The 26791-nt window shown below is 72.4% G+C and carries 28 protein-coding genes and 1 pseudogene; 13 read left to right on the top strand and 16 right to left on the bottom strand.

What is annotated here, in order from left to right; translation table 11 throughout:
• Window positions 1-13 precede the first annotated feature (13 nt).
• Genes BV907_RS07420 through BV907_RS07410 form a run of 3 tightly spaced genes read left to right on the top strand, consistent with a single transcriptional unit; the run spans window position 14 to window position 3122 of the window.
• The gene (locus BV907_RS07420; protein ID WP_077489078.1) at window positions 14-976 is read left to right on the top strand and encodes a 1,4-dihydroxy-2-naphthoyl-CoA synthase; all 963 of its coding nucleotides are present in this window, start codon (window positions 14-16) and stop codon (window positions 974-976) included.
• 20 nt (window positions 977-996) lie between these two features.
• A complete protein-coding gene (locus tag BV907_RS07415; protein ID WP_077489077.1) occupies window positions 997-2178 on the top strand; it encodes an AMP-binding protein in 1182 nt (393 codons plus the stop codon).
• A 23-nt stretch (window positions 2179-2201) separates the two neighbouring features.
• Window positions 2202-3122, top strand: coding sequence for a 1,4-dihydroxy-2-naphthoate polyprenyltransferase (locus tag BV907_RS07410; protein ID WP_281250850.1), 921 nt, complete (start codon window positions 2202-2204; stop codon window positions 3120-3122).
• Between the two features lie 191 nt (window positions 3123-3313).
• Here the strand turns inward: BV907_RS07410 and BV907_RS07405 are convergent, their stop codons facing one another.
• Entirely contained in the window at window positions 3314-3658 is a 345-nt protein-coding gene (locus BV907_RS07405) for a DUF4229 domain-containing protein (protein WP_077489075.1), read from the bottom strand.
• Between the two features lie 25 nt (window positions 3659-3683).
• On the opposite strand from BV907_RS07405, the gene BV907_RS07400 reads away from it, so the two are divergent.
• Complete coding sequence (locus BV907_RS07400) at window positions 3684-3950, top strand: PLD nuclease N-terminal domain-containing protein (protein WP_077489074.1); 267 nt, start codon at window positions 3684-3686, stop codon at window positions 3948-3950.
• A 142-nt stretch (window positions 3951-4092) separates the two neighbouring features.
• Here BV907_RS07400 and ccsB read toward each other — a convergent pair whose 3' ends face one another.
• The 5 genes from ccsB to BV907_RS07370 are packed head-to-tail and all read right to left on the bottom strand — an operon-like array spanning window position 4093 to window position 8895.
• Window positions 4093-5085, bottom strand: a complete 993-nt coding sequence (gene ccsB, locus BV907_RS07390; RefSeq protein WP_077489072.1) for a c-type cytochrome biogenesis protein CcsB — start codon at window positions 5083-5085, stop codon at window positions 4093-4095.
• The gene (resB, locus tag BV907_RS07385) at window positions 5085-6812 is read right to left on the bottom strand and encodes a cytochrome c biogenesis protein ResB (protein ID WP_077489071.1); all 1728 of its coding nucleotides are present in this window, start codon (window positions 6810-6812) and stop codon (window positions 5085-5087) included. Before resB ends, ccsB begins: the two co-directional genes overlap by 1 nt.
• Window positions 6812-7570, bottom strand: a complete 759-nt coding sequence (locus BV907_RS07380; RefSeq protein ID WP_245827838.1) for a cytochrome c biogenesis CcdA family protein — start codon at window positions 7568-7570, stop codon at window positions 6812-6814. Before BV907_RS07380 ends, resB begins: the two co-directional genes overlap by 1 nt.
• A gap of 1 nt (window position 7571) precedes the next feature.
• Window positions 7572-8207 (bottom strand): TlpA family protein disulfide reductase, encoded by a 636-nt coding sequence (locus BV907_RS07375; protein WP_175637405.1) that lies wholly within the window; start codon window positions 8205-8207, stop codon window positions 7572-7574.
• 19 nt (window positions 8208-8226) lie between these two features.
• Entirely contained in the window at window positions 8227-8895 is a 669-nt protein-coding gene (locus BV907_RS07370) for a histidine phosphatase family protein (protein ID WP_077489070.1), read from the bottom strand.
• A 202-nt stretch (window positions 8896-9097) separates the two neighbouring features.
• On the opposite strand from BV907_RS07370, the gene BV907_RS07365 reads away from it, so the two are divergent.
• From BV907_RS07365 to BV907_RS07350, 4 genes are all read left to right on the top strand, one after another.
• Window positions 9098-9646, top strand: a complete 549-nt coding sequence (locus BV907_RS07365; RefSeq protein WP_077489069.1) for a YceI family protein — start codon at window positions 9098-9100, stop codon at window positions 9644-9646.
• Window positions 9647-9765: 119 nt separating this feature from the next.
• The gene (locus tag BV907_RS18795; RefSeq protein ID WP_175637404.1) at window positions 9766-10482 is read left to right on the top strand and encodes a hypothetical protein; all 717 of its coding nucleotides are present in this window, start codon (window positions 9766-9768) and stop codon (window positions 10480-10482) included.
• A gap of 5 nt (window positions 10483-10487) precedes the next feature.
• Window positions 10488-11366, top strand: a complete 879-nt coding sequence (locus BV907_RS19100; protein WP_077489068.1) for a hypothetical protein — start codon at window positions 10488-10490, stop codon at window positions 11364-11366.
• A gap of 30 nt (window positions 11367-11396) precedes the next feature.
• The gene (locus BV907_RS07350; protein WP_077489067.1) at window positions 11397-12080 is read left to right on the top strand and encodes a hypothetical protein; all 684 of its coding nucleotides are present in this window, start codon (window positions 11397-11399) and stop codon (window positions 12078-12080) included.
• A gap of 3 nt (window positions 12081-12083) precedes the next feature.
• On the opposite strand, the gene BV907_RS07345 is transcribed toward BV907_RS07350, so the two are convergent.
• Window positions 12084-12836 (bottom strand): redox-sensing transcriptional repressor Rex, encoded by a 753-nt coding sequence (locus BV907_RS07345; protein WP_077489066.1) that lies wholly within the window; start codon window positions 12834-12836, stop codon window positions 12084-12086.
• A gap of 88 nt (window positions 12837-12924) precedes the next feature.
• Window positions 12925-13179, bottom strand: a complete 255-nt coding sequence (locus BV907_RS07340; RefSeq protein WP_077489065.1) for a glutaredoxin family protein — start codon at window positions 13177-13179, stop codon at window positions 12925-12927.
• 79 nt (window positions 13180-13258) lie between these two features.
• Here BV907_RS07340 and BV907_RS07335 point away from each other — a divergent pair, with 79 nt between their 5' ends.
• On the top strand, window positions 13259-14068 hold the full coding sequence (locus tag BV907_RS07335; RefSeq protein WP_077489064.1) for an HAD family hydrolase: 810 nt from the start codon (window positions 13259-13261) through the stop codon (window positions 14066-14068).
• Between the two features lie 322 nt (window positions 14069-14390).
• Here BV907_RS07335 and BV907_RS07330 read toward each other — a convergent pair whose 3' ends face one another.
• From BV907_RS07330 to BV907_RS07320, 3 genes are all read right to left on the bottom strand, one after another.
• Window positions 14391-14489: a 30S ribosomal protein bS22 gene (locus BV907_RS07330; protein ID WP_003792170.1), complete on the bottom strand. Its 99-nt coding sequence runs from the start codon at window positions 14487-14489 to the stop codon at window positions 14391-14393.
• Between the two features lie 117 nt (window positions 14490-14606).
• Window positions 14607-14819 (bottom strand): helix-turn-helix domain-containing protein, encoded by a 213-nt coding sequence (locus BV907_RS07325; protein WP_077489063.1) that lies wholly within the window; start codon window positions 14817-14819, stop codon window positions 14607-14609.
• Window positions 14820-14829: 10 nt separating this feature from the next.
• Window positions 14830-15966 (bottom strand): 3-deoxy-7-phosphoheptulonate synthase, encoded by a 1137-nt coding sequence (locus BV907_RS07320; protein WP_077489062.1) that lies wholly within the window; start codon window positions 15964-15966, stop codon window positions 14830-14832.
• A 510-nt stretch (window positions 15967-16476) separates the two neighbouring features.
• Between BV907_RS07320 and BV907_RS07315 the strand changes: the two genes are divergently transcribed.
• From BV907_RS07315 to BV907_RS07300, 4 genes and pseudogenes are all read left to right on the top strand, one after another.
• Complete coding sequence (locus tag BV907_RS07315) at window positions 16477-17499, top strand: LacI family DNA-binding transcriptional regulator (RefSeq protein ID WP_077489061.1); 1023 nt, start codon at window positions 16477-16479, stop codon at window positions 17497-17499.
• 126 nt (window positions 17500-17625) lie between these two features.
• Window positions 17626-17982 (top strand): annotated as a pseudogene (locus tag BV907_RS19320) (IS481 family transposase); the annotation flags it as partial.
• A gap of 293 nt (window positions 17983-18275) precedes the next feature.
• On the top strand, window positions 18276-18986 hold the full coding sequence (locus tag BV907_RS07305) for an ANTAR domain-containing protein (protein ID WP_077489060.1): 711 nt from the start codon (window positions 18276-18278) through the stop codon (window positions 18984-18986).
• A 112-nt stretch (window positions 18987-19098) separates the two neighbouring features.
• Complete coding sequence (locus BV907_RS07300) at window positions 19099-19743, top strand: hypothetical protein (protein ID WP_175637402.1); 645 nt, start codon at window positions 19099-19101, stop codon at window positions 19741-19743.
• A gap of 91 nt (window positions 19744-19834) precedes the next feature.
• Here BV907_RS07300 and BV907_RS07295 read toward each other — a convergent pair whose 3' ends face one another.
• The 5 genes from BV907_RS07295 to araA form a co-directional block, all read right to left on the bottom strand.
• Complete coding sequence (locus BV907_RS07295) at window positions 19835-22537, bottom strand: trehalase-like domain-containing protein (protein WP_077489059.1); 2703 nt, start codon at window positions 22535-22537, stop codon at window positions 19835-19837.
• A gap of 149 nt (window positions 22538-22686) precedes the next feature.
• On the bottom strand, window positions 22687-23166 hold the full coding sequence (locus tag BV907_RS07290; protein ID WP_245827837.1) for a hemerythrin domain-containing protein: 480 nt from the start codon (window positions 23164-23166) through the stop codon (window positions 22687-22689).
• 100 nt (window positions 23167-23266) lie between these two features.
• A complete protein-coding gene (locus BV907_RS07285; RefSeq protein WP_245827836.1) occupies window positions 23267-24292 on the bottom strand; it encodes a LacI family DNA-binding transcriptional regulator in 1026 nt (341 codons plus the stop codon).
• A gap of 31 nt (window positions 24293-24323) precedes the next feature.
• The gene (locus BV907_RS07280; protein ID WP_077489058.1) at window positions 24324-25235 is read right to left on the bottom strand and encodes an aldose 1-epimerase family protein; all 912 of its coding nucleotides are present in this window, start codon (window positions 25233-25235) and stop codon (window positions 24324-24326) included.
• A 26-nt stretch (window positions 25236-25261) separates the two neighbouring features.
• A complete protein-coding gene (gene araA, locus BV907_RS07275; RefSeq protein WP_077489057.1) occupies window positions 25262-26791 on the bottom strand; it encodes an L-arabinose isomerase in 1530 nt (509 codons plus the stop codon).

Genomic DNA, 26791 nt, shown 5'->3' with positions numbered 1-26791 from the left:
AGACTGGCTTCCCGTGACCACCACTGCGTCGAGTGCCCTGCCCGAGAATGTCTCCGACACCTTCGACCCGACCCGCTGGCGCGAGGTCGAGGGGTTCGGCTTCGAGGACCTCACCTACCACCGGCAGGTCGAGCGGGACCCGTCCGGCGCCGTCGTCCGCGACCTGCCCACGGTGCGGATCGCGTTCAACCGCCCCGAGGTGCGCAACGCCTTCCGCCCCGGCACGGTCGACGAGCTGTACCGCGCGATGGACCACGCGCGCATGACGCCCGACGTCGCGACGGTGCTCCTGACCGGCAACGGCCCGTCCCTCAGAGACGGCGGCCACGCCTTCTGCTCGGGCGGGGACCAGCGCATCCGCGGCCGCGAGGGCTACAGGTACGCCTCCGGCGACACGGCCGAGACGATCGACCCGGCCCGAGCAGGCCGGCTCCACATCCTGGAGGTCCAGCGGCTCATGCGGACCATGCCCAAGGTGGTCATCGCCGTCGTCAACGGCTGGGCGGCCGGCGGCGGGCACTCGCTGCACGTCGTCGCGGACCTCACGATCGCGAGCCGCGAGCACGGGAAGTTCAAGCAGACCGACGCGACCGTCGGCTCGTTCGACGCCGGCTACGGCTCGGCGCTCCTGGCCCGCCAGATCGGCCAGAAGCGCGCCCGGGAGATCTTCTTCCTCGCCCGCGAGTACTCGGCCGAGGACATGGTCGCGATGGGCGCCGTGAACGAGGCCGTGGACCACGCGCGGCTCGAGGAGGTCGCGCTCGAGTACGCCGCGGACATCGCGCGCCAGTCCCCCCAGGCCGTGCGCATGCTCAAGTTCGCGTTCAACCTCGCCGACGACGGGCTCGCGGGCCAGCAGGTCTTCGCGGGCGAGGCCACACGCCTGGCCTACATGACTGACGAGGCCGTCGAGGGCCGCGACGCGTTCCTCGCCAAGCGCGAGCCGGACTGGACCCCGTTCCCCTACTACTTCTGACCCCGCAACGGAAGGCAGCCGTGAACCTGAACCCAGTGCTCACCGCCCTCGCCGCGGCGCTCGCGGGCGAGGGGCCCGCCGTCGAGTTCGGCCCTGCGGGCGGCGGCGTGCCCGGCCGCGCCGCCCACCGAGGCGAGGCGCACGACGACGCGTGGCGGCTCTGGCGCCCCTCGCAGGCCGCCGCCGGGCTGCCCGAGGGGACGGCCGTCGTCGTGCGCACCTCCGGCTCGACGGGCGCGCCCAAGGCGACCGCCCTCACGGTCGACGCGCTCGCGGCCTCGTCAATGGGCACGGCGATCGCGCTCAAGGGCGAGGGCCAGTGGCTGCTGGCCCTACCGCTCGAGTACATCGCCGGCGTTCAGGTCCTCGTCCGCTCGCTCTTCGCGGGGACCCGCCCGTGGGCCATGGACCTCTCGGAGGGCTTCACGCCGGAGGGCTTCGCCGAGGCCGCCGAGCAGCTCACCGACCCGATCCGCTACACGTCCCTCGTGCCCACGCAGCTGCGCCGGCTCCTCGACGACGCCTCGCCGCGCGCCATGGCGGCCCTGCGGCGCTTCAACGCCGTCCTGCTCGGCGGGGCCCCGATACCTCCGCGGCTGCTCGAGCGCGCCCGCGAGGAGGGCGTGCACGTCGTGACGACGTACGGCTCGGCCGAGACGTGCGGCGGCTGCGTGTACGACGGCCAGCCGCTCGAGGGCGTCGAGGTGGAGCTCGTGGACGGGCGCGTGTGGCTCGGCGGCGCCGTCGTCGCCTCCGGCTACGTGGGCGACCCGGACCGCACGGCCGAGCACTTCCGCACGGACGAGGACGGCATCCGCTGGTACGTGAGCTCGGATGTCGGCGAGATGGGCGACGACGGGCGCCTCCACGTGCTCGGGCGCGCGGACGACGTCGTCATCACCGGCGGCGTCAAGGCCTCCGCCGCGCGTGTCGCGGCCGAGCTCGAGGCGCTCGACGCCGTGCGCGAGGCGTTCGTCGCCGGCGTCGACGACCCGGAGTGGGGCCAGGCGCTCGCGGCCGCGGTGGTGCTCGTCCCGGAGGCGGACCTGAAGGCGGTCCGGGCCGACGCCGTCGTGCGCCTGGGCCGGCTCGCGCCCAGGGTATGGGTCACGCTCGAGGACCTCCCCCATCTGGCGACCGGCAAGCCCGACCGCGCGGCCCTGACCGAGATCCTGCGCTCCGCGCACCGCTCGCAGCCATGAGGCGAGCGCACGGCCCGGCCCCCATGAACCATCGCAAGAACCAGACCCAGAGGACCAAACGCGTGGCAACTCCCGCCCAGTGGATCGCCGGCTCGAGGCCGCGGACCCTGCCCATGGCCGTCGCGCCCGTGGTGATCGGCAGCGCCGCGGCCTTCGGTCTCGACGCCTTCAGGCCCGTCAACGCCGTCCTCGCGGCGCTCGTCGCCCTCCTTCTCCAGGTAGGCGTCAACTACGCGAACGACTACTCCGACGGCGTGCGCGGCACTGACGACAATCGGGTGGGCCCCTTCCGGCTCACGGGCTCGCGCGCGGCCGAGCCGGCCGCCGTCAAGCGCGCGGCATTCGCCGCGTTCGGCGCGGCGATGGTCTTCGGCCTCGCCCTCGTGGTCCTGTCGCAGACGTGGTGGCTGCTCCTCGTCGGGCTCGGCTGCGTCGCCGCCGCGTGGGGGTACACGGGTGGGAAGAACCCGTACGGCTACCTCGGGCTCGGGGACGTGTTCGTGTTCGTGTTCTTCGGCCTCGTGGCCACGCTCGGCACGACCTACACGCAGGCGGGCACGCTCAGCCCCGCGGCGTGGATCGGCGCGATCGGGACGGGCCTCATCGCGGATGCGCTGCTCATGGCCAACAACGTCCGGGACATCCCCACGGACCGTGTCTCCGGGAAGCGGACCATGGCGGTGCGCCTCGGCGACACGCGGGCCCGCAAGGCGTATGTGTGGATGCTCGGGATCGCGGTGCTGTCCCCGCTCGTGCTCGCGCCGTGGAACCCGTGGATGCTTCTCGTGCTCCTGCTCGTGCCCGCGTGCCTCACGCCCGCATGGCTCATGCTCGGGGGCAAGCGCGGGATCCGGCTCGTCCCCGTCCTGCAGCAGACCGGGCTGATGAACCTCGGCTATGCCGCGCTGTTCTCGCTCGCGATCGTGCTGGGGGCAGCGGTCTAGGCTGGCTCGGGGCGGAGCGAGGCGATTCCGGGAGACTCACGCCCCGACGAGGCCGTAGGTTCCCGGCGACACCGTAGCCTTCCGCGGTGCATTCACCGGTGTGTCGCAGGAAAGCTGCAGGTTCGCGATGCGCACGCTGTGCCATCGAGGCCGGCCGGACCGGCCCCCTCTCCAGGGGCCGGCAAGTACGTCTAGGCCTGGTCTTCGGGCTTGTCCTTGCCCTCGGGCTTGTCCTTGCCGTCAGCGTGGCCGGCCGCGGGCCCACCCTCGGGCCGGGGCTCCCCGCCGAGCGCGTCCTCGGCCTCGGCGTCCTCGAGCTCCCGGCTCGAGCGGACCTGCTTCCGGCCGCCGAAGACTTCCCGGACCTCCTGGGCGGCGTCGTCCCGCTGGCGGAGCAGGAACAGGTAGTTGATCGCGAAGGCGATGAGCACGGCGTACAGTGCCGAGAGGAGCGGGCTGATCCCGAGGGCCATGAAGACGGCGAACGGGACGACGAAGAGTATGGTGCGAATCAGGAAGTACTTCAGGGATGCCACTGGACGAGCTTACTAAAATGGTCCTATGATCCGCGTTCTGCCCATCATCCTGATCGTCGCCCTTTGGCTCTATGGGATGGTCGACTGCGCGATGAGCGACCGCCGCGCGGTGCGCGGCGGCATCTCCAAGACGAGCTGGTTCCTCGTGTCCCTCCTGCCGGCCGTGGGCACGGCCCTCTGGTTCATCTTCGGGCGCCCGCGCAAGGCCACTCCCCCGCCCTCCACGGGCAGGGGGCGGGGCCGCCGCCCGATTGCCCCGGACGACGACCCCGACTTCCTGCGCGGGCTCTGAGCTCAGCCGATGATCGGGGCGAGGGGCAGAACCGACATCGCGAACATCTGGCCCCACAGACTCTGGTCCTCGGAATCCATGAACGCCCGGATGGCGAGATCGCGATCGACGCCGTCGACGGGCCCGAGGGGCCGGCGAGCCCTCAGAGCCCCGAGTAGGAGTGCAGCCCCGAGAAGTACATGTTCACGATCGTGAAGTTGAAGATCACGCAGAGGTAGCCGACGATCGAGAGCCACGCGGCGCGGGCGCCGTTCCAGCCGCGGGTCGCGCGCGCGTGCAGGTAGGCCGCGTAGACGACCCAGATCACGAAGCTCCAGACCTCCTTGGTGTCCCAGCCCCAGAAGCGGCCCCACGCCTTCTCGGCCCAGATCGCGCCGAACATGACGGTCAGGGTCCAGCCGACGAACGCGATCGTGTTGATCCGGTAGCTGAGGGTCTCGAGCGTGAGCGAGCTCGGCACGATCCGCATGAACCCGCTGCGCTCGGCCTCGCCCGCCGCGATGCGGGCCTCGCGGCGGCCCTGGATGAGCTGCAGGACGCCGAGCGAGAAGGTCAGCGTGAAGAGCGCCGAGGAGAGCACGGCGATCGAGACGTGGATGATGAGCCAGTAGCTCTGCAGCGCCGGGACGAGGTGGCCGACGGGCGTCCAGAAGGCGACGGCGGCGGCGACCATCATGACGGTCGCGAGGCCAAGGACGAAGATGCCGAGGAAGCGCAGGTCGCGTCTGATCAGGACGGCGAGGAAGACGGCGACGACGAGGAACGCGCCGGTCGTGCAGAACTCGTACATGTTGCCCCAGGGCACGCGCCCGGCCGCGATGCCGCGGGTCACGACGCCGGCCGCATGCAGCGCGAGGCCGAGGATGCTCAGGGCGACGCCGACGCGCGCGGCCTTGCGCGTGCCCACGTACGTGAGGCCGGGATCGGCGACGACGGCGGTCGCCACGGCACCCTGCGCGCCCGCCGTCTGGGCCGCCGCCTTCTGGCCGGCCAGCCGCGCGGCGTCGAGCTGGGCGACGCGCCCGCTCGTGGCGACGTCCCACGCGAAGGCGAAGAACGCAACGGCGTAGGTGCCCGCCGTCAGCAGCATGAACAGCTCGCTGTACGAGCCGAGGAGCGGATTGATCTCAGGCATCATGCGTCCTTGTGCGTGGGGGTGGAAGTGGTGGGCGTCGCGTCGGCGGCTGTGCCTTGTCCTGCAGACGGCGTCTGTTCCGGGCCGGCGGGGAGGCCCCAGGCCTCGGCGAGGGCGGCCCGGACCGCGCGACCCTCGGCGGCGAGCCCGTAGTCCTCGCCGCGGGCGAGGAGGCCGTACTCGACCATCGTGCGGCCGTCCTCGTGCTGGCCCACGCGCACCCACAGGCGCCGCCGGCTCAGGAAGAGCGAGATGACGAGGCCCATGAGGGAGAAGACCGAGAAGGCCAGCGCGCCGAGCTGGCCCGGGTTGTGGTGGATGTCGAGCGCGACGAAGCGCTTGAGGCCGTCGAAGCTGATCGAGCCCTGCCCGTCGGGGAGCGTGTACGACTCGCCCGCCCCGAGCACGATTCCGCCCGCGGGCTTGTCCCGGCCGTTGACCTGGGTGAGCTTCGCGATGTCGAGCGCGTAGACGTTCTGCGGTGTCCCGGCGTCGAGGCCCAGATCGCCCACGTAGGAGTTGAGGTTGAGCTGGACGTTGAGCGGGTCCGGGTCGGCGCTGAAGGCGACGCCGTCCTTCCCCTCCACCGAGGTCGGGAGGAAGAAGCCCACGAAGCCCAGCTGCGTAGGACGAGCGTCCGGGGCCTTGATGACGATCGTCGAGGTGTAGACGGCGTCGGTGGGGATGGAGGGGATCGGGCCCTGGTAGGCGATCTGCCCGTCCCCGCCGCGCACCGTCACCACGGGGGCGTAGCCGTTGCCCACGAGGTAGACGCTCGTCCCGCCGATCATGACAGGGTCGTTGACCTTCAGGATGCGCTGCCGGGGCTCGGCGTCCGGCGAGTCCGTCGTGGTCAGGTACCCCGTGAAGTCGAGCGGCTGGCCGAACTGCTTGACCGACTCGCGGTCGTAGCGGACCTCGAACCTGTCCAGCTGGAGCGAGTAGGGGGAGAGCGAGGAGGACTGGAAGTTCGTCCCCGGCGTGAAGGTGTCGTAGCCGACGAGCGTGTTGACGAACGTCTCGCCCTCGACGAGCGTGCGCTGGCCGCTGTAGCCGAAGAGCCCGCCGATCGCGACCGAGACGAGCACGCCGACGAGGCCGGCGTGGAAGCAGAGGTTGCCGAGCTCCTTGAGGTAGCCCTTCTCGGCGCCCACCGAGCTGAAGGCGTTCGGAGCGTCGCCCGGGCGGAGGTCAACGCGGTAGCCGCGCCTCTTCAGCACGGCGGCAGCCTGCTCCGCCGCGTGCGCCGCGCCGAGCCGCTTCTCGGCGGGCACCACGAGGGTTCCGTACTCGGACAGGCGGCTCAGCCGCGCGGGCGTGCGCGGGGGCTGGGAGCGCCACTGCCTCCAGTGCGCGATGGCGCGCGGGATGATGCAGCCGATGAGCGAGATGAAGAGGAGAAGGTAGACGGCCGAGAACCACGCCGAGGAGTAGACGTCGAACATCTGCAGCGTGTCGAGGACCGGGCCGTAGTCGGGGTGGTCCTTGAGGTACTGCGTCACGACGGCGGGGTTCGCGGGGCGCTGCGGGAACAGCGAGCCCGGCACGGCGGCGACGGCGAGCAGCAGGAGCAGGAAGAGCGCCGTCTTCATGCTCGTCAGCTGCGTCCACGCCCAGCGCAGCATGCCGAGCACGCCGAGGGCGGGGAGGGCGACGTCGCCGCGCTGGGACTGCTTGCCCCGCGCCGCGGGCGCGGGCTCGGTCGGGGACGTGTTCTTCTCGCTCATCAGACGGGCAGCTCCACGGTTCCGATCCAGATCTGCAGCTGGCTGATCCAGTGGCTCCACACGCCGGAGACCATGAGGACCCCGACGAGGATCAGCAGGCCGCCGCCCGAGGCCTGGAGGGCCCGGCGGTGCTTCTTGAAGAACGCCATGGCCCCCAGGCCGCGCCGCACGCCGAGGGCGATGAGCACGAACGGGATGCCGAGGCCGAGGCAGTAGACGAAGGTCAGGAGCGCGCCCTTGTAGGCGCTCGCGCCGTCCGAGAACGCGAGCAGCTGGACGGCGGCGAGCGTCGGGCCGATGCACGGGACCCAGCCGAGGCCGAACGTGACCCCGAGCAGGGGCGCGCCCCACAGCCCCGCGGGCGGGCGTGCGTGGACGCGCGCCTCCCGCTGGAAGATGCCGAGCCCGCCCATGAAGACGATGCCCATGAGCACGACGACGATGCCCAGCACGCGCGTGAGCCAGCCCGAGGAGATGGCGAGCCACGAGCCGAGCTGGCCGAACACGGCTCCGGTCGCGACGAACACCGCGGTGAATCCGAGCACGAACAGCCCGATGCCGCCGACCATGCGCCCACGCCTCTGCTTGTCGAGGTCCACGCCGGTCAGGCCCGTGACGTAGCCGAGGTAGCCCGGGACGAGCGGGAGGACGCACGGGGAGAGGAAGGAGACGAGGCCCGCGAGCAGGGCGACGGGCAGGGCGATGAGCAGCGAGCCGTTCAGGACGGCGTCGCTGAAGCTGTTGGCCGGGACGCCCACGCTACTCGGCCGCCGCGGACGAGATGAGGGCCTTGAGGGTGCCCCGCTCGAGCTGGCCCAGGACGCGCGAGGCGACGCGGCCCTGCTTGTCGAGCACGAGCGTCGTCGGGACGGCGCCCGGCGGCACCATGCCCGCGACCGCGAGGAGGACCTGGCCGTCTGCGTCGTTGAAGCTCGGGTAGGAGACCCCGAAGGTCTGCTCGAACGCCCCGGCGGTGCCCTGCTCGTCCCGGAGGTTCACGCCGTAGAATCGGACGCCCTGAGGCGCGAACTCGGCGTGAAGGGCCTCGAGCTCGGGGGCCTCGACGCGGCACGGCGCGCACGCGGCGAACCAGAAGTTCAGCACCGTGACCCCTCCGACGAAATCGGAGGACGAGACGCGCGTGCCGTCGTAGAGCGTTCCGGTGAACGCGATGGGATCCTTGCGCTGGGCCGCGGTGTACTCGGTCACCGACCCGTCCCCGGCGACGTAGTTCTTGTTGTCGCCGGCCCGGGCCTGCGCCGCGAGGGGATCCTCGGCCGCGCAGCCGGAGAGGAGTGCGGCGATACCTGAGGCAGCCGCCGCGCCGGCGGCGGCAAGCACCCGCCGGCGGGAGAGGCCGCGGGTGGTTCCGGTGGCGGGTTCGTGCTGGGTCATGCTCTGCTCTCTCGCGCCGTCAGGCGCCGGGGGTCGTGGAGGCGCCGGGGAGGAGCCAGGCCGCCGGCTCCGCATAGTGCACCGCTGTCACGGCGCCGGTCGAGGTGTCGATGTCGAGGCTCGTCACGGAGGTCAGGGTGCATTCGCGCCGGCGCGGATCGTGCGCGAGGCGGCGGCCCTCGGCCTTGAGCCGGGCGGCCCAGATGGGCAGCTGATGGGCCACGAGGATGGCCTGCGCGCCGTCGCCCCCGCGTTCAACGGCGATGCGCGCCGCGTCCGCCGCAGCCTCGAGGACGCGGGCGGCCTGCGCCTCGTAGGCCTCGCCCCACGAGGGCCGCAGGGGATTCGCGAAATACCGCCAGTGCCGCGGCTTCATGAGCTCGGCCCTCGTGACCCGGAGCCCCTCGAAGTGGTTCTGCGCCTCGATGATGCGCGGCTCGGTCTCGACGGCGAGGCCGAGCGCCTCGGCGGTCGGGGCAGCCGTCTCCTGCGCCCGCGTGAGCGGCGACGCCGCGAGGTAGGCGAACCGCGCGCCGTCGTGCGCCTGCCGCGCGAAGTGCTCTGCAAGGCACACGGCCATGCGGCGGCCGAGCTCGGACAGGTGGAAGTCCGGGAGCCGGCCGTACAGCACGCCGGCAGGGTTGTACACCTCGCCGTGACGCAGCAGGTGGACGGTTGAGGAGGGCATAGCATCCAGTTTCTCAAAGGTACCGGGCAGCAGCGAAATCGCCGACGGCCCGGGGCACGCGTGCTTCTACAAACTGTAGAAGTAGCATGCGGAGCCGGGAGTTTCCTGAGTGACGTCGATCACCCTCCCTTGCGATAGATGCATATGCATGTTTACATGGGTACATCAGTTAGTTGATGTTTCAACGAAACAGGAGGACACCATGACCATCATCCACGGGCTCACCACCGGCACCTGGACCCTCGACCCCTCGCACAGCGACATCGCCTTCACGGTCCGCCACGCAGGCATCAGCAAGGTCCGCGGCCGTTTCACCGACGCCGCCGGGTCTGTCGAGGCCGGCCACGGCGCGGACGGCACCCAGGCCACCGCCGTCATCAAGACGGCGTCCTTCGACTCCGGCGACGGGAACCGGGACGCGCACGTCAAGGGCGCCGACTTCTTCGACGTCGAGCGGTTCCCCGAGATCACCTTCACGTCCACCTCGATCGAGGCCAAGGGCGACGACTTCGACGTCACGGGCGACCTCACGATCAAGGGCGTGACGCGGCAGGTCACGATCGAGACCGAGTTCAATGGGACCGCCCTCGACCCGTTCGGCAACACGCGCGCCGGCCTCTCCGGCGAGACCACGATCTCCCGCAAGGACTTCGGCCTCACGTGGAACGCGGTCCTCGAGACCGGGGGCGTGCTCGTCTCGGACAAGGTCGTGATCTCCCTCGACCTGGCGTTCATCGCTCCGCAGTCCTGACTCCCGCCGCCCCTCCGGCGTTGCCCGCCGGCATGGCCCCGTCCCGGCCCGCGCCGGGCGGGGCCACACGCGTCCGCCGACCCTAGTCGCCACGTGCCCGCGCGGATACAGTGAGCGGCATGAGCACCCCTGAAGAGCAGCCCGGGCCCGAGGACCCCAAGGAACAGCCCCGGCCGAACCCGTACCAGAGCCCCTACGGCCAGAGCCCCTACGGCCAGAGTCCCTACGCCCAGCCGCCCTACGGCAACCAGCCGCCCCCCGGCGGCCAAACGCCGTCGTACGGCCAGCCGCCCTACGGCAACCAGCCGCCGTCGTACGGGCAGCCCCAGCAGGGCGCGTACGGGGAGGGGCAGCCCGGAAGCCCGTTCCAGATGCCCGCCGACCGGCCGCGATCCTTCCAGGACGTCATGCCCGCGGGCGGCTTCTCGGGCATCTTCACGACGCAGGGCCTGCCCACCGAGATCCAGATCTCGTACTGGATCTGGCTCGTGAGCGGTGCCTTGGGAGTGGTCTTCGGCCTCTTCGGATTCCTCGCCGGACTAGCCCTCATCGCGGCCGTCGGCGGATTCGGCGCGTTCCAGCTCGTGCTCGTCCTCCTGGGCATCGTCCTCGCAGCGGCGCAGATCATCCTCGCGATGCGGATGAAGGAGGGCAAGCAGTGGGCCCGCCTCGCGCTGACTGTCCTCACGGCCGTGTCCCTCCTGCTGTCCCTCATCGCCCTGGGCGGCGACGGCGGGGCGAACTTCGTCGGATTCGCCGTCGCCGCGGCGGCCACCGTGCTCATGTGGCTGCCGAACTCGCAGGCGTGGTTCCAGCGTGTGGCAGGACAGGCCTGAGGCGGATGGCGGGCGACTCTTCCCCTCCCTCCGGCAGCGGTCCGGGTCGCGACGAGGGCGCGAACGGGACGAATGGCACGAACGGCACGAATGGCGCCCGTAGCACGGAGCCCGGCGGCCGCCCGGCACCGCGCTACGGGCAGTACGCGCCGCAGCCACCCCAACCGGGGCAGCCGGGCCAGCCGGGCCAGCCGGGCCAGCCGCCACAGTACGGCCAGCCCCCGCAGTATGGGCAGCCGGGGCAGCAGCCGCCCCCGTTCGGCCAGCAGCCCCCGCAGTACGGCCAGCAGCCGCCGCAGTATGGGCAACAGCCCCCGCTCGGCGGCTACGGCCAACAGCCACCCGAGTACGGGAAGCCCGGCTACGGCCAGTTCGGCTCCATGCCGCCAGACGCCGCCTCCCAGAGCGCGGTCCGGACAGCCTCGCTCATGCTCATCCTCACGGCGGTGGCGGAGGTCGTCATCGCCGCCACCGCCACCGCCATGCTGCTCAGCCTGCCCGATGACCAGTTCCGCTTCCTCTTCGAGCAGGCGGGCGGACCTGCGATGGGCGTGACCTTCGAGGAGTTCCGTAGCGTCACGGCCGCCGCCCTGTGGTTCGTGCTCGCCTGCGTCATCGTGAACGCGGCCGTGCTCGTTCTGTGCTCCGTGTTCCTGCGCAAGGGCCGCCGCTGGGCCCGCACCCTCGGCACGATCTTCCTCTGCCTGACACTTGGGACCATCGTCGGCGGCAGCATCTTCGCCCTCATCACGATCGCGCTCGCGATCACGACCATCGTGCTCCTGTTCCGCCCGCCGGTCACGGCGTTCCTCGCGGGCCAGGACGGCTTCCCGGGGCCCTCCGCACCGCGCGGCCCAACGCTCGGCAATCCGTACGGACAGTGAACCCATCACGAGATCAGGGACGGTGACACCATGACGCAGCACAACCCCCAGGCGGGAGCCCACCCGCACGGCCCTGCCTACCCGCAGGGAACGGAGCAGCATCCCGCCGGCGTCGGCGCGCAGTCAGACGCCTACCAGGGCCCGTGGCCGAGCCAGCTGCCGAGCGGCACGTTCCCGGGCATGCCGTCCTCCGGAGTCCAGCGCCCGGCGAGCGTGACGGTGTCGTTCTGGCTCATGATCGCCACCGGAGTCCTCCCGCTCATCGCCGTGCCGCTGGTCCTAGAGTGGATGCTCGAGTACATGCGCGAGATCTTCATCCAGGCCTCGGCCATGTCGGGGCAGCCGCTGCCGCCGGGGCTCATCGAGCAGATCACCGCCTCCATGGTGCCGGGCATGTGGATCTCGTCCCTGGTCCAGACGGGGATGTACGTGCTCCTGGCCCTCGGCATCCGGGCGGGCATGAACTGGGTGCGCATCGTCGCGACAATCTTCGCGTCCCTGGTGCTGCTCTCGCTCCTCGGCAGCCTCGCGCTGCTCATCGGCTTCGGCATTCCCCTGGGGATGGTGTTCGCGGGTCCCGTCCTCATGTACGTGCCAAGCTATGCGGCCTCTGCGTGCTTCTTCGCCTCGGTCGTCGTCGCCTGGCTACCCTCGGCCAACGCCTACTTCGCGGCCCGCAGGGCCGCGCGCATCGGCGCCAGCTTCATGCGCTGACGCTCAGTCGGCGTTCCCGCCCGGGCCCCGCCCGTCGTCGTCCGGCGCGCCGTGCGTGTCGGCGGGCTCGCCGCTCTGCCCGCCAGACTCCCCGCGTTGGGCGTGGTAGGCGAGGATCTGCAGCTCGGTGGCCATGTCTACCTTGCGCAAGGTCACGCCCTCCGGGACCTGGAGGATGGTCGGGGCGAAGCTGAGGATGCTGCGCACGCCGGCGGCGACGACCCGGTCGCAGACCGCCTGCGCCACCGAGGCGGGGAGCGCGAGGACGGCCATGTTCGTGCGGGTCCGGCGGAAGATGGCCTCGAGGTTGGCCGCGTCCGCGACGCGCAGCCAGCCGACCTCGTTGCCGATGATCTGCGGGTCCGTGTCGAGCAGGGCGACGACGTCGAAGCCGCGCGTGCCGAACCCGCCGTACCGGGCGAGCGCCCGGCCGAGGTTTCCGGCGCCGACAATGGCGACGCGCCAGTCGCGCGTGAGGCCGAGCGCGACGGAGAGGTGCTGCTGGAGGTTCTCGACCTCGTACCCGACACCGCGCGTGCCGTAGGAGCCGAGCTGGGACAGGTCCTTGCGCAGCGTTGCCGAGCTCACGCCCGACGCCTCGGCGAGGGCGTCCGAGGAGACGCGCTCCACGCCGTCGGCGATGAAGCCGTTGAGCGCGCGCAGGTACACGGTGAGGCGGGCCACGACGGCGGGCGGGAGGCCCTTCCCGGCAGGCGCAGCTGGGGGCTCCCCCGGCGTCCTCCCCTGTCCCGTCACGTGAGTCCTCCCTCGGCCTGTGCCGCCCCCGCGGCCTGATTCACTCTAGGACCGGGCCGCAGCGGGTGCAAAAGCCCGGCGGGGGCCTTCAGCGCTCGCGGGCAGCGGCGACGACCCGGCGGAGGCGGGCCTCGTTGATGGTCCAGAAGTCGCGCTGGACGCCGTCGACGAGCACCACCGGGACCTCCTCGGCGAAGCGGCGGTGCAGCTCGGCATCGTCGTCGATGCTCCGCTCTGACCACCCGAGCCCGGCCTCAGCGGCCACGCGGGCGACGACGTCGCGCGCCGCCGCGCACAGGTGGCACTGGTTCTTGGTGACGAGGACGATCTCGGGCGTGTGCACCCCCTTACGGTAGCGCGCCGCCCTCGGGCGCCGGGGCGGGGCGCCGGGCCTTGGCCGCCGTCGTCGCTAGACTCGTGGCATGCCTGACGAGAAGAAGGCCCTGGCCCGCGAACGCCCGGCACGGCCCGAGCGGCCCGCTGAGGCGGCCTTCTTCGACGTCGACAACACGCTCATGAAGGGCGCGAGCCTGTTCCACGTCGCCCGCACGATGTACGCCCGCGGGGCGTTCAGCCTGCGGGACGCGGCCGGCTTCGCGTGGAAGCACGCGGCGTTCATCCTGCGCGGGGAGAACCTCAGCGACGTGCACGCGATCCAGGCTGCGGCGCTCACGCTCGCGACCGGCCTCCTGACCGACGACGTGCGCACCCTCGGCAACGAGGTGTACGACGAGTTCCTCGAGTCGCGCATCTGGCCCGGCACCAAGGCGCTCGCCGAGCAGCACCTGCGCGTGGGCCGCCGGGTGTGGCTCGTGACCGCGACGCCGATCGAGATCGCCTCGGTCATCTCGGACCGTCTCGGGCTCACAGGCGCGCTCGGGACCGTCGGCGAGATCGAGGAAGGCGCCTACACCGGCCGGATCGTCGGGGAAATGCTGCACGGGCCCGCCAAGGCGGCGGCCGTCGCCGAGCTCGCTCAGCGCGAGAGGCTCGATCTGCGGAACTGCTGGGCATACTCGGACTCGCACAACGACATCCCGCTGCTGTCGCTGGTGGGGCATCCCGTGGCGATCAACCCTGACGTGCGGCTGCGCGCGCATGCGCGCACACACAACTGGCCGGTCTACGACTTCCGCTCGGGGCGGCGGGCCGCGACCCTGGGGCTCAAGCTCGCGACCGTGGGCGGGGTGGCGTACGGCCTCTGGAAGGGCTTCGCGCGCATCCGCCGCTAGGCGCCACGCGCCGAGATGGGGGCCTGTGACCGCGAAATGGGGTCCAGAGACGCCGACGTGGGGGTCCAGAGACGCCGGGATCGGGGCCCCGGACGCTGAAAATGGGTCTCAGGTGTGAATCGACGACGGCGAGCACCCGCACCACGGGAGGGAATCGCCGTCGTCCGTCGGCCGATCTCGGCGACCCAGGCCCCACCTCGGCGTTCCAAGCCCCCACGTCGGCGACCCAGACCCCCACCTCGGCGGTCCGGCGTTAATGCGGCGAGGCCCGCCCCTCGGGAGAGGGACGGGCCTCGCGTCACCTGCCTCGTCGAGGCGGCGCCTACTTCTTGTTGCGGCGCTGGTGACGAGTCTTGCGAAGCAGCTTCCGGTGCTTCTTCTTGGCCATGCGCTTGCGGCGCTTCTTGATAACCGAACCCACAGAAAGTTCCTTACAGTTGATGTCCCGGGCCGCTGGCCGGGCGCGCGCTCAGGGCGGCTTTCAACCAACTGCTGGTGACGTGACGTAAAACGTTCCTGACCAACAATACCGTACGCGTCAGGCGGTCTCGCTCCGGCCCTCGACGACGGAGCTGCGCAGGTACTGCTCGACGGCTGCCTCAGGGACCCGGTAGGAGCGCCCGAAGCGCACGGCCGGCATCTCCCCCGCGTGAACGAGGCGGTACACGGTCATCTTCGAGACGCGCATCACCTCCGCCACCTCGGCCACAGTGAGGAAGCGCGAGGAAGAGAAGTCACCCATCGCAGTCATACAAAGAACTCTAGTGGCTGGAGTGGTTCTTGTGAACGCGCCTGGCGTGGACGGCCCCCGCGAGCTGCCTCAAGACCTCCTCCGTGACGTCCCAGTCCATGCACTTGTCGGTCACGCTCTGCCCGTGGACGAGCTGCGTACGCCCCGCAGCGTGGTCCGCGACGTCGAGCGGCTGGGCCCCGCCCACGAGGAAGCTCTCGAGCATGACGCCGGCCACGGCCTCGGCGGCGTCCCCTCCGGCCGCCAACTGCGCCCCGATCTCGAGCGCGACCTCGGCCTGCCGGTGGTGGTCCTTGCCCGAGTTGGCGTGGCTCGCGTCCACGATGAGCCGCGGGTTGAGGCCCGCGCCCGCGAGCTTGGCGGACGCCGCGGCGACGTGCTCCGCGCCGTAGTTCGGCCCGTCCGAACCGCCGCGCAGGATCAGGTGCGTGTCCGGGTTGCCGGCAGTCGCGACGAGGGCGGCGCGGCCGTCGCCGTCGATCCCGAGGAAGGCCTGCGGCGCGGCGGCGGCCCCGCATGCGTCGAGCGCGACCTGGAGCCCGCCGTCGGTGCCGTTCTTGAAGCCCACGGGCATGGACAGGCCCGAGACGAGCTGGCGGTGGATCTGGCTCTCCGAGGTGCGGGCCCCGATGGCGCCCCACGCGATCGCGTCCGCGGTGTACTGCGGGCTGATCGGCTCGAGGAATTCGGTCGCGGTGGGCAGGCCGAGGCCGAGGACGCCGAGGAGGAACTCGCGCGCCGCGCGCAGTCCGCCCGCGATGTCGTGGCTGCCGTCGAGGTGCGGGTCGTTGATGAGGCCCTTCCACCCCACCGTGGTGCGCGGCTTCTCGAAGTAGGTGCGCATGACGACGAGCACGTCCTCGCGCAGGCCGCGGGCGACGGCGGCGAGCCGGCGGGCGTAGTCGAGGCCCGCCTCGGGGTCGTGGATCGAGCACGGGCCGACGATGACGAGGAGGCGGTCGTCAAGGCCGTCCATGACGGCGCGGACCTCGCCGCGGCCGCGCGTGACCGTCTGCCCGGCCGCGGCGGTGAGGGGAAGCTCGGCGAGGAGCTCGCCCGGGGTGGGGAGGGCGGTGAACTCGGCGACGCGGAGGTTGCCCGTCGCGGAGGTCGCGGGGGCCGGCGTGCTGGGGGCCTGGGGATTCATCGGGTTCCTGTCCTTGCTGTGACAGGCCCTCGAGGGACCAGAGCCTGCCGCTGGAATGGCAAAGGGCAAGGACCGGAAGGTCCCTGCCCTGTTGGCTCTGGAGTCGGTACGCGTGAAACTACGCTTGGCCCTCCAGAGCCAACGCAAAATACGCATACCAACGCTTGATCATGCGTCGGACGATAGCCCGGCCCTGGCCCGCAAGGCAAACGCCGCATCGCAACACGCCGTCACACCGGGCTCAGAACGGCGTGTTGCGATGCGGCGTTGGAGGGCGAGGCCGTCGTCCGCCCACCCCGCGGGCAGGTGCAGCCACGCGTCGGGGTGGTCCATGACCTTCCTCCAGCGGTTCAGGGCAGCCCACGTCGGCGTTGCTCAGCCCACAATTTCAGGGGTCAAGGCCCCGGGCGCGTGGGCCCTCCGGGCATGCGTAACCGGTTGCTATGCTGTGCGCAGCACGACGCCGCGCGCGGGTACGACCGCTGCGCGCAGCACAACCACGGAGGACCCATGGCCCGCATGAGCACCCGCGCCGCGGGGCGCGTGACGATCGCCCACGTCGCGGCGGAGGCCGGGGTCTCCCGCGCGACGGTCTCCCGGGTCATGAACGGGCTCGCGAGCGTCGATCCGGCCATCGGCGAGCGCGTCCGGGCGGCCGCGGCGAAGCTCAACTACTCCCCCAACACCGTGGCCCGGAGCCTCGCGATCGGCCGGACGCAGACGGTCGCAATCGTCGTGCCGGATCTCGCGAACCCCATGTTCCAGGAGACCCTGCGTGGGCTCTCGCGCGCCGCGGCGCGGGACGGCTACCGCGTTCTCGTCGCCGACTCGGTCGAGAACCCCGCCGAGGAGGTCATCCTCGCCCGCGAGGCGCGCCGCCGCTGCGACGCGCTCGTGCTCGTCGCCCCGCGCATGGACGCCGAGCAGCTCGAGGCGCTCCTGCCCGAACTCGCCCCGGCGGTCCTCGTCAACAGGGCCTCCGCCGTCCCCGGCATCCCCGTCCTCTCCGTGGACTACGCCTCGGGGATCCGCAGCATCGTCGACCACCTCCAGGATCTCGGGCACCGGCGGATCGCCTACGTCGCCGGCCCTGCGGCCAGCCACGGCGACAAGGCCCGGCGCGAGGGGCTCAGCCGTCCCCTGCACCCCGTCGAGGGGGCGGAGGTCATCGAGATCCCCTGCGGGGCCATGTTCGAGGACGGGCACGCCGCCGCGCAGGCCGTCCTCGCCTCGGGCGCGACCGCGGCCGTGTGCTTCAACGACCTCGTGGCCATGGGCCTCCTCGGGGCGCTGCACGAGGAGGGCGTCGATGTGCCCGGGCGGCTCTCCGTGACCGGCTTCGACGACATCCCGTTCGCCCGCTACACCTCCCCCGCCCTCACGACGGCCTCGGTCCCGCAGACGCACCTCGGCGAGCAGGCCTGGGTCCGGCTGTGGGCGCTCCTCGAGGGCCGGGAGCCGGAGCACGACGTCGACGTGAAGCCCAGCCTCGTCGTGCGGGCCAGCACGGGGCGGGTCCGAGCGGACGCCTGAAACCGGGGTCACCTCTCTACGCGGGGTCACCTCTGTTATGTCGCAGGACATCGGTGACAGTTCTGCCTCAGGACATCGGTGACGCTTCTGGGGTTCTTGGTGGTGACACTTCTGCGGCTCAGATTGCTGGGTGAGCATAACGAGCCTGTTGATCCCCGTGTCCGTCTTGCGATCACGCAGTGGCCGCCGGATGCGCCGCGCGGGTCGGTGACGACGTTCTGCGCCGAGCACTCGCTCTCGCGCAAGACGTTCTACGAGATCCGCAGGCGCGCCGCTGCGGAGGGGCCGGCGGCCGTGTTGGAGCCGCGCTCCCGGCGGCCGAGGAGCAGCCCGACGAAGATCATGGATGACGTGCGGCGGCAGGCGGTCGCGGTGCGGGCCGCGCTCGAGCGCTCGTGCCTGGACCACGGCCCGATCAGCGTCCACGACCGGATGCGTGCCCTCGGGATGGAGGCCCCGTCGCCGGCGTCGTTGGCGCGGATCACCGATGTCCTGAGGCAGAACTGTCACCGATCTCCCGAGACATCACAATGCGGGGTCACCTCCCAACGATGTGGGGTCACCTCTCAACGATGCTGGGTCACAGCTGTTCGTCGGGTGATCGCGCTCCGGGGCCAGGCGGCGGTGTCTTCCAGGCCATCGATTTGACCCGTCCCGCGCCGCAGGCCAAGATGAACCGCAGCACCCCGTGACGCGGGGTCTCCACCGCTCAAGAATCGGGCACGGTCCATCCGAGGCGTCGGCGCATGCCGGGGCCCCGCCCGAAGGAGCGACACATGGCCGCCCGGCCAGCGCACCATCCGGCCGCGCACGAGCTGATTCACCTCCTGCTGGCCACGTCAGACCTCCCCCCGCTCATGGCGGCGCTCGCCCACCGGACCCATGTCCGCCTCGCGCCCCTCGGGAGGTACCAGTGCGGGATCGTCCTGCAGCGCAGGAACCAGCCGACGCTTACGGCCGCGAGCAACGAGGCGTTCGAGGCCTCGCTGCAGGAGCGGCTCACACGCAAGGACCCTCACCTCGGGGCCGTCTTCGGCGGCCCGGCGTCGTCCCATGCGCACCCCGCCCCCGAGGACTGGGGCGCCCAGGATGGCCACGGCCTCCTCGTGGTCCCGGCCCCCGCGGGGAGGGATGCCCGCGGGGCAGTCGCCGTGGTCGGCGAGGTCCCGACTCGCCCTGCGGGGCGCCGCGAGCTCCTCGCGGCCATCGGCAGGCTCCGCAACGAGACCTCGTGGGCCCTGCACCTCGCCGTGCGCTACGCCGCCGAGCGGGAACGCGCCGAGAACCGCGCGAAGGCCATGCTCAACCGGACGGTGATCGACATGGCCATCGGGGTGATCATGGCGCGCAGCCAGTGCTCCACCAAGGAGGCCTTCGACGCCCTGAAGCGGGCGTCGAACAACCGGAACGTCAAGCTCCGGGACGTCGCGGCGGAGATCGTCCAGCACGTCCATCCATCGCCGCCGCAGACGGTCTTCGCTGACTGAGGCGCGGGCGGCGCCACCGAGGGGCGCATCAGGTCCGAGCAGTGCCGCGATAGACGAGGGATCCTCTCCGCCATCGAGCATCAAAGTCTGTCGGGCGGAGTTATTCTCCATCATGGACAGCAAGGCCGCAGGAGGGGCCACCGGCACCGGGGCAGGCACCGGCGGCGGCACGGGCGCAGGCACCGGCGGGACGGGAACGGGCGCAGGCACCGGCGGCAGCGGGACCGGGGCAGGCACCGGCGGCAGCGGGACCGGCGCAGGCACCGGCGGCAGCGGGACCGGGGCAGGAACCGGCGGCAGCGGAACCGGCGCAGGCACCGGCGGCACAGGAACCGGCGCAGGAACCGGCGGCAGCGGAACCGGCGCAGGCACCGGCGGCAGCGGAACCGGCGCAGGCACCGGCGGCACAGGAACCGGCGCAGGAACCGGCGGCAGCGGAACCGGCGCAGGCACCGGCGGCACAGGAACCGGCGCAGGCACCGGCGGCACAGGAACCGGGGCAGGCACCGGCGGCAGCAGCACGGGCGCAGGAACCGGCGGCACAGGAACCGGGGCAGGCACCGGCGGCAGCAGCACGGGCGCAGGCACCGGAGGCAGCGGAACCGGCGCAGGAACCGGCGGAACCGGCACCGGCGCAGGCACCGGCGGGACGGGCACGGGCGCAGGCACGGGCGGGAGGGGCACGGGCGCAGGAACCGGCGGGACGGGCACGGCCGATGGAACCGGCGGCACCGGAACAGGAGGCCGAGGGAGTTAGGTTCACAGCGGTTGCGGGCGGCCTGCCCACGGACTGCAGCTTCCGATGCCAACCCGCCGGCGGTCGCCCTCGCGGACCGCCCCCAAGCGCGTCAGGCCGCCGCCGGCCCCCCGCCGTCGCGCGTCGCACCGCCGCCGTCCGCGGGCCGGGCCTCGTCGAGCAGCCGGGCGCAGCGGATGAAGCCCAAGTGCGAGTACGCCTGCGGGTGGTTGCCCAGGTGCGTCTCGGTGGCCGGGTCGTACTCCTCGGGCAGGAGGCCCGTCGGGCCCATGAGCGCCGCGAGCCGCGCGAAGAGCTCCTCGGCGTCCTCCCGCCGCCCCACCGCGAGGTACGCCTCGATGAGCCAGGACGTGCACAGGTGGAAGCCGCCCTCGAGGCCCGGCAGGCCGTCGTCGTACGTGTACCGGAACACCGTCGGCCCCACCCGCAGCTCGCGCTCGACGGCGGCGACCGTCGCGAGGAAGCGCGGGTCGAGCGGATCGAGCATCCCGGACAGGCCCACGTGCAGCACGGCGGCGTCGAGGTCGGGGCTTCCGTACGCGACCGTGTAGGACGCCGAGCCCTCGTGCCATCCGCGCCGCAGCACCTCCTCGCGCACGGCGGCGGCGAGCGGCTCCCAGCCCCGGCCCGGCTCGCGCCCGTGGCGGCGGGCGACGGCGAGGGCGCGGTCGAGCGTGGCCCAGCACTGGACCTTGGAGTAGACGTGGTGCCGCGGGGCCATGCGGGCCTCCCAGATGCCGTGGTCCGGCTCGTGCCAGCGGGCCTCGACGGCCGCCGCCAGCTGGCACAGGAGGTCCCAGTGGGACTCGGGCAGCTCGCCGGTGCGCTCCGAGAGCGCGTCGATGAGCTCGGCGACGGGCCCGAAGACGTCGAGCTGGACCTGGTGGTCCGCGGCGTTGCCGACCCGGACGGGCCGGGAGCCCGCGTAGCCGGGCAGGTGCTCGACCGTGGCCTCGGTGGCCAGCGGCGCGCCCGTGAGGGAGTAGAGCGGATGCAGCCACTCGGGTCCCGCCGCCGCGGCGAGGATTCCGCCGAGCCAGGCGAGGAAGCCGTCCGCCTCGGCGGTCGAGCCGAGGTCCACGAGGGCCCGCACCGTGAGCGAGGCGTCGCGGAGCCAGCAGTACCGGTAGTCCCAGTTGCGCGTGCCGCCGATGCCCTCGGGCAGCGAGGTCGTCGGGGCGGCGAGGACGGCGCCGGTGGGCTCGTGCACGAGGTGCCGGAGGGTCAGCGCCGAGCGGGCCACGAGCGAGGGCTTGACGGCCGGCAGCTCGAGCGAGCCGACCCACTCGCGGGCGGCCCGCATGACGGCGGCGCGGCGCAGGGGCTCGTGGGCCGGGTCCGGCTCGGCGGGGTCGGGGTCGCCGCAGCGCAGCGTGAGGACGAGCGGGCCGCCCGAGAGGTCCGACTCCGCCGTGGCCGTCGCGTGCCGGCCGTCGCTCGCGACGGCGAAGCGCAGGCCGGGGGCGTGCAGGACGACGGGCTCGGACGTGCCGACGACGTGCAGGAACTCTCCGCGGGCCTCGATCCCGAACGGCGCACCCGCGTAGTCGGGCCGGGGCGCGAACACGATCCTCGCCCGCCCGGGCCCGGCCAGGACGCGCACGAGCTGCGTGATCCCCTCGGGCGAGGGCTCGAGGTAGTCCGTGGCCGTGAGGTCCGCCCAGCGGGTCTCGACGACCATGGTCCCGTCCACGTAGCGCTGGCCCAGGAGCCGGGACTCGGCTGCCGGCCCCACGGTGAAGTGCCCCGCCGGCTCGCCGCCGAGCAGGTGGGCGAAGAGCGAGCCCGAGTCCGGCAGCGGGTGGGTCATCCAGCACAGCGTCCCGTCCGGGGTCAGGAGCGCGGTCGAGGAGCCGTCGCCGAGCATCGTGTGCCGTTCGAGGCCCACGGCCTCCTCGCCGAAGAGCCAGGCGCGGCGCAGCTCGAACAGGGTCGCGAGGACGTGCGCGAACGCCGCCGGGTCCTCGAGCCGGTGGGCGGCCCCCGCTCCCCCGGGCCTGCTGCCGACGAAGAGCCCGAGGTCGCCGCGGCCGAGCGAGCCGATGGCCCGCGCGTCGCTCTCGGCGTCGCCCGCGAACAGCACGGCCGTCGCGCCGAGCTGGCCTCGCAGCCGCGCGAGGGCCGCGTCCTTGGCGGGCGGGAGCCCCAGGAGGTCGAGCACGGCCCCGTCCTCGAGCGGCTCGAGCCCGTGGGCTGCGGCCACTGAGTGCGCGAGCTCGACGGCGCGCGCGGCCGACGGCGGATCGGCCTCGCGCAGGTGCAGGGAGACGGCGGCGGGCTTGCGCTCGATCGCGACGCCGCCGAGCGCGCCTGCGGCCTCGGAGAGCGCCGACGCGGCGGACGCCAGGCGCGCCTCGAGTGCGAGCGGGACCCCGTAGGCGAAGCCAAGGTCGAACTCGTGGCCGTGCGAGCCCACGAGGTGGACCTCGGCGGGGAGCCGCGAGACGGCGGCGAGGTCCCGCAGGGAGCGGCCGGACACGACCGCCGCATGGGTCTCCGGGAGCGAGGCGAGGGCACGCAGGGCGACGGCGGCGGCGTCGAGCGGGAGCGTCTCAGTCGTCTGCCCGTCGACCGCCGTGAGCGTGCCGCCGTAGTTGCAGGCGACGAGGAGCCCAGGCTGGCGGGCCAGGACTCGCAGCTCGGCGAGGAGCTCGGGACTGAGCCCGGCGCCGTCGTGCGCGGCGCTGACGTGCGCCGCCCCATCCCGCGCCGTGTGCAGGGCGGACCGCAGCCTGGCCGGGGGGACGGCGGGAGCGAGGGCCGGCCCCGCGCCCGTGGTGAACGACGTGGCCATGCCCGACCTCCTGTCCTGGGCCCCCAGTGGATCGCGGGGGCTCAAGCCAGTCTCGGGCGCCGTCGTTTCGTCGCAGCGGCGGGCTTGTTGCGGGGCCGTAAAAGGCGCGGCCCTCGCGGGTCTGAGTCCGCGGGGCCATGGACCAGTGGCTACAGCGTCTCGGGGATGGCGCGCCCCGGGAAGAGCGTCGCGTACTGCTTCCGGCACATCCTGCGCCCCACGAGGCGGTAGGCCAGGCGGACCGGCGCGGGGATCTCCTTGAAGAGCTCCTCGCGCTCGCCGGGCGGATTCGTGGCCAGCACCATCCCGAGGTAGGCGATCATGAGCCGCTTGTCGAAGCTGCCGGTCCCGTGCTGCGCTGCCTTGGACAGCCCCTTCGCGGTCATCACCCGGTCGACGGCGGGCATCACCTCGGTGACCTCACGGCGGAGGTGCACCTTGAGGACGGCGGACAGCTCCTCGTAGCGCTCGGCGACCTCGTCGCGGACGTCGGCGTCCGCCGTCTCCATCCAGCGCAGCCGGAGCCGTTCGATGGCCTCGAGCCGCCGCGCGACCTGCCGGTGCTGCTCGAGCATCTGCTCCACGTGCAGGGCGCACGCGGGTGCCCGCTTCGCGAGCTGCGGGTACATGGGACGCCCCTCAGGCAGGATCGGGCGAGACCAGTCCCTCTCCCGGGAAGCATCGTAGGGTGTGCCGCCGGGCTGCACAATGGCTCGCGCCCGGGGACGCCTAGCGCGCGACGACCTGGGGAGGGGCCGCCGTCGTCGACCGCACGACGAGCTGCGGCTCGACGCTCCGCGCGGGGGCGTGGTCCTCGTCGAAGGCCGCGAGCAGCGCCTCGATGCAGCGCCGGCCGAGGGCCTCGAAGTCCTGCCGGACCGTCGTGAGCGGCGGGAAGAAGTAGGCGGCCTCGGGCTGGTCGTCGTAGCCGACGATGCTCAGGTCCCGGGGGACGGCGAGCCCCGACTCCTGGACCCCGCGGAGCAGGCCGAGGGCCATCTGGTCATTGGCGACGAACATGGCCGTCGCCGGGCGGGACGCGGCGATCTCGAGGCCCACCTCGTAGCCGCGCCTCGCGGTCCAGTCCCCCTCGATGAGGACCTCGGCGGCGAGCCCGGCCTCGGCCATGGCCTCACGCCACCCCTCGACGCGCTCGGCGGCGTCGTACCAGTCCGAGGGCCCGGAGAGGTGCCCGATGCGCGTGTGCCCGAGTTCCACGAGGTGCCGGACGGCGAGGCGGGCGCCGAGCCGCTGGTCCACGCCGGCTCCCGCCGGCCGATCCGGGTCGGAGGTCGCCGCGACGACCGGGAAGGAATGCTCGATGGCATCCAGCGCCTCGAGCAGCCCCGGGTGGGGCCCGATGACGATGATCCCGTCCACGGCCTGATCCGCGAAGCGCCCCAGGATGTCCTGCACGGCCGGCGTCGTCACCTCGCGCAGACTGGCGATGCTGACGAAGTACCCGGCGTCGCGCGCGGCCTGCTCGAGGCCCAGCAGCGTGTGCGAGGGCCCGTACTGCCCGAGCTCGGACGCCAGGACGCCGACGGTCTGGGAGCGGCGGGTGACGAGGCTGCGCGCGACGGGGTTGCGCCGGTAGCCGAGCGCGGCTATGGCCGCCTCGACCCGCTCACGGGCGCTTGCGCTCACGTTCGGATGCCCGTTGAGCACGCGGGAGACCGTCTGGTAGGAGACCCCCGCCAACTTGGCGACGTCCTTCATGACGGGGGCCCGCTTCACGGCCGGTTCGAGCGACATCTGGCCCTCTCTCCACCCGCTCCGGAATGCCTCATCTGCTCAGGCCCAAGATACGCCAGCGGGCGCGGTGATCGCCTCCGGGCGGCAGCCGGACCAAGTCAGTGCCACTGTTGAAGGCGTCCGGCGGGCAGGTCATGGGCTCTACCGCGAGGCCGAGGCGGTTCGGAAGCGGTGGCTGCTTGTCCGCGGTGTGCAGCTGGAGCCACGGGCAGGACGCGTCCCATTCCATGGCGACGCCGGTGCCGGCCGGGTCCCAGAGCTCGAGCCGGGCCCTTCCGGCGGCATCGAAGCCGAGATCGGTGAAGGCGTGGTCGATCTCCGTGGTGCCGATCCTGCGCCGCGCGCGGAAGTCGAACGCATGCCGGTCGACGGACCGGGTCGCGACGGGCAGCAGCCGGTCCGGGGTGACCTCGAGGAAGGTGTCGGCCGGGAGCCACAGCTCCCACTCGTCCAGCGGCGATTCGCCGGCCACCAGATAAGGGTGCGGGCAGACGCCGTACGGCGCGGGGCTCCGGCCCATGTTGACCGCGCGGACCTCCCAGTCCAGCCCGTCCTCGCCGAGCCGGTAGCCGGCCTCGAGCCGGAGGGCAAAGGGATATCCCGGCGTGGGCGCGAGGTCCAGGGCCAGCACGACCGAGCGGGCGTCGGCGTCGACCAGCGCCCAGTTCCGGTCGAAGGCGAGGCCGTGCAGGGCACACCCCCGCTCGGGCTCGTTGACGGGCAGCCTGTGCTCGGCGCCGTCGAACGTGTACGCGCCGTCGGCGATCCGGTTCGGCCACGGCGCGGCGATGACGCCCCGGTAGTCCGGGATCGGGCCGCCCGCCGCGAAGGGGACCACGAGGTCGCGGCCCCTGTGGGCCAGCGTCCGGAGTGCGGCGCCCCGGGCGGTGACGACGGCGGTGTAGTCGCCGGCCGCGATCTCGTACTCGAGCGCCCCGTTCATCGAGCGGATCCGCGCCGATCCGGGGCTCAGAGGCCGCCGGCGAGCCTGTAGTACGCCTGGTTCCACCGGATCTCCTTCCTGAACTGGGACAGCGTCGTGGACGCGTCGATGAGCAGCAGCTCGGTCTGGGCCATCTCGGCGAAGTCCTCGAAGGCCTCGGGGCCGACGGCAGTGCTCAGCACGGTGTGGTGGGCGGCGCCGGCGGTGAGCCATGCCGCGGCGGACGTGGCGAAGTCCGGCTGCGGCTTCCAGAGCGCGCGGGCCACCGGCAGGTTCGGCAGCGGCTCGTCGAGGTCGACGACGTCGACGGCGTTCGCGACGAGGCGGAAGCGGTCGCGCATGTCGGAGAGGGCGACGACGACGCCCGGGCCCGGGTCGGCGTCGAACACGAGGCGGACCGGGTCCTCCTTGCCGCCGATGCCGAGCGGGTGGATCTCGAGGCGGGGCTTCGCCGTCGTCAGCGAGGGGCAGACCTCGAGCATGTGCGCGCCGAGGATCTTCTCCTGGCCGGGGACGAGGTGGTACGTGTAGTCCTCCATGAGCGAGGCGCCGCCGGGCAGGCCCGCGCCCATGACCTTCGCGGCGCGGACGAGGATCGCCGTCTTCCAGTCTCCCTCGGCGCCGAAGCCGTAACCGTCGGCCATGAGCCGCTGCACGGCCAGGCCGGGGAGCTGGCGGAGCTCGCCGAGGTCCTCGAAGGAGGTCGTGAAGGCGGCGGAGCCATTGCCCTCGAGGAAGGAGCGCAGGCCGAGCTCGATCCGCGCGCCGTAGCGCAGGGACTCGTGCCGGTCGCCGTCCTTGCGCAGCTCGGGGACCACGTCGTAGACGTCCTGGTACTCCGCGACGAGGGCGTCGACGTCGGCCTCGGAGGCGGAGTGCACCGCCTCGGCGAGCTCGTTGACGGACCACGTGTTCACCGAGACGCCGAGGCGGAGCTCGGCCTCGGTCTTGTCCCCCTCGGTGACGGCGACGTTGCGCATGTTGTCGCCGAAGCGGGTCAGCCTGAGGGTCCGGACGGCGGCCCAGCCGGCCGCGGCGCGCTGCCACGTGCCGATCTGCCGGGCCACCTCGGGGGTGGAGACGTGCCCGACGACGGTCTTCCGCGGCACGCCGAGGCGCGTCTGGATGTAGCCGAACTCGCGGTCGCCGTGGGCGGCCTGGTTCAGGTTCATGAAGTCGAAATCGATCTCCGACCACGGCAGCTCGATGTTGGCCTGCGTGTGCAGGTGCAGCAGGGGCTTGCGCAGCGCGTCGAGTCCCTGGATCCACATCTTCGCCGGGGAGAAGGTGTGCATCCACGCGGTCACGCCGATGACGTGGTCCGCGGCGTTCGCCTCGAGGGCGGTGCGCCGGATCGCGTCGGAGTCGGTCAGGACGGGCTTCCAGACGAGCCGCACCGGCACGTCGGGGGAGGCGTTGAGGGTCTCGGCGATCCGGCGGGACTGCTCGGCGACCTGGGCGAGGGTCTCGGGCCCGTAGAGGTGCTGGCTGCCGGTGAGGAACCAGACCTCGTAGCCGTCGAGGGGCAGGTGTGCTGCGCTGCGCGCACTGTTCAC

The organism is Sinomonas mesophila (assembly GCF_001999765.1).
GTDB classification, from domain to species: Bacteria; Actinomycetota; Actinomycetes; order Actinomycetales; family Micrococcaceae; genus Sinomonas; species Sinomonas mesophila.
This window is presented reverse-complemented; position numbering and strand designations above follow the sequence as displayed.

Coding starts and splice junctions, on each gene's coding strand:
- BV907_RS07290 (WP_245827837.1), bottom strand. CDS start 23,166: ATGTACCCGCAGCTCGCGAAGCGGGCACCCGCGTGCGCCCTGCACGTG.
- BV907_RS07300 (WP_175637402.1), top strand. CDS start 19,099: ATGGACAGCAAGGCCGCAGGAGGGGCCACCGGCACCGGGGCAGGCACC.
- BV907_RS07400 (WP_077489074.1), top strand. CDS start 3,684: ATGATCCGCGTTCTGCCCATCATCCTGATCGTCGCCCTTTGGCTCTAT.
- BV907_RS07325 (WP_077489063.1), bottom strand. CDS start 14,819: ATGACTGCGATGGGTGACTTCTCTTCCTCGCGCTTCCTCACTGTGGCC.
- BV907_RS07280 (WP_077489058.1), bottom strand. CDS start 25,235: ATGAACGGGGCGCTCGAGTACGAGATCGCGGCCGGCGACTACACCGCC.
- BV907_RS07335 (WP_077489064.1), top strand. CDS start 13,259: ATGCCTGACGAGAAGAAGGCCCTGGCCCGCGAACGCCCGGCACGGCCC.
- BV907_RS07320 (WP_077489062.1), bottom strand. CDS start 15,966: ATGAATCCCCAGGCCCCCAGCACGCCGGCCCCCGCGACCTCCGCGACG.
- ccsB (WP_077489072.1), bottom strand. CDS start 5,085: ATGCCTGAGATCAATCCGCTCCTCGGCTCGTACAGCGAGCTGTTCATG.
- BV907_RS07285 (WP_245827836.1), bottom strand. CDS start 24,292: ATGTCGCTCGAACCGGCCGTGAAGCGGGCCCCCGTCATGAAGGACGTC.
- resB (WP_077489071.1), bottom strand. CDS start 6,812: ATGAGCGAGAAGAACACGTCCCCGACCGAGCCCGCGCCCGCGGCGCGG.
- BV907_RS07350 (WP_077489067.1), top strand. CDS start 11,397: ATGACGCAGCACAACCCCCAGGCGGGAGCCCACCCGCACGGCCCTGCC.
- BV907_RS07365 (WP_077489069.1), top strand. CDS start 9,098: ATGACCATCATCCACGGGCTCACCACCGGCACCTGGACCCTCGACCCC.
- BV907_RS07370 (WP_077489070.1), bottom strand. CDS start 8,895: ATGCCCTCCTCAACCGTCCACCTGCTGCGTCACGGCGAGGTGTACAAC.
- BV907_RS07410 (WP_281250850.1), top strand. CDS start 2,202: ATGAACCATCGCAAGAACCAGACCCAGAGGACCAAACGCGTGGCAACT.
- BV907_RS07295 (WP_077489059.1), bottom strand. CDS start 22,537: ATGGCCACGTCGTTCACCACGGGCGCGGGGCCGGCCCTCGCTCCCGCC.
- BV907_RS07305 (WP_077489060.1), top strand. CDS start 18,276: ATGGCCGCCCGGCCAGCGCACCATCCGGCCGCGCACGAGCTGATTCAC.
- BV907_RS07315 (WP_077489061.1), top strand. CDS start 16,477: ATGGCCCGCATGAGCACCCGCGCCGCGGGGCGCGTGACGATCGCCCAC.
- BV907_RS07375 (WP_175637405.1), bottom strand. CDS start 8,207: ATGACCCAGCACGAACCCGCCACCGGAACCACCCGCGGCCTCTCCCGC.
- BV907_RS18795 (WP_175637404.1), top strand. CDS start 9,766: ATGAGCACCCCTGAAGAGCAGCCCGGGCCCGAGGACCCCAAGGAACAG.
- BV907_RS19100 (WP_077489068.1), top strand. CDS start 10,488: ATGGCGGGCGACTCTTCCCCTCCCTCCGGCAGCGGTCCGGGTCGCGAC.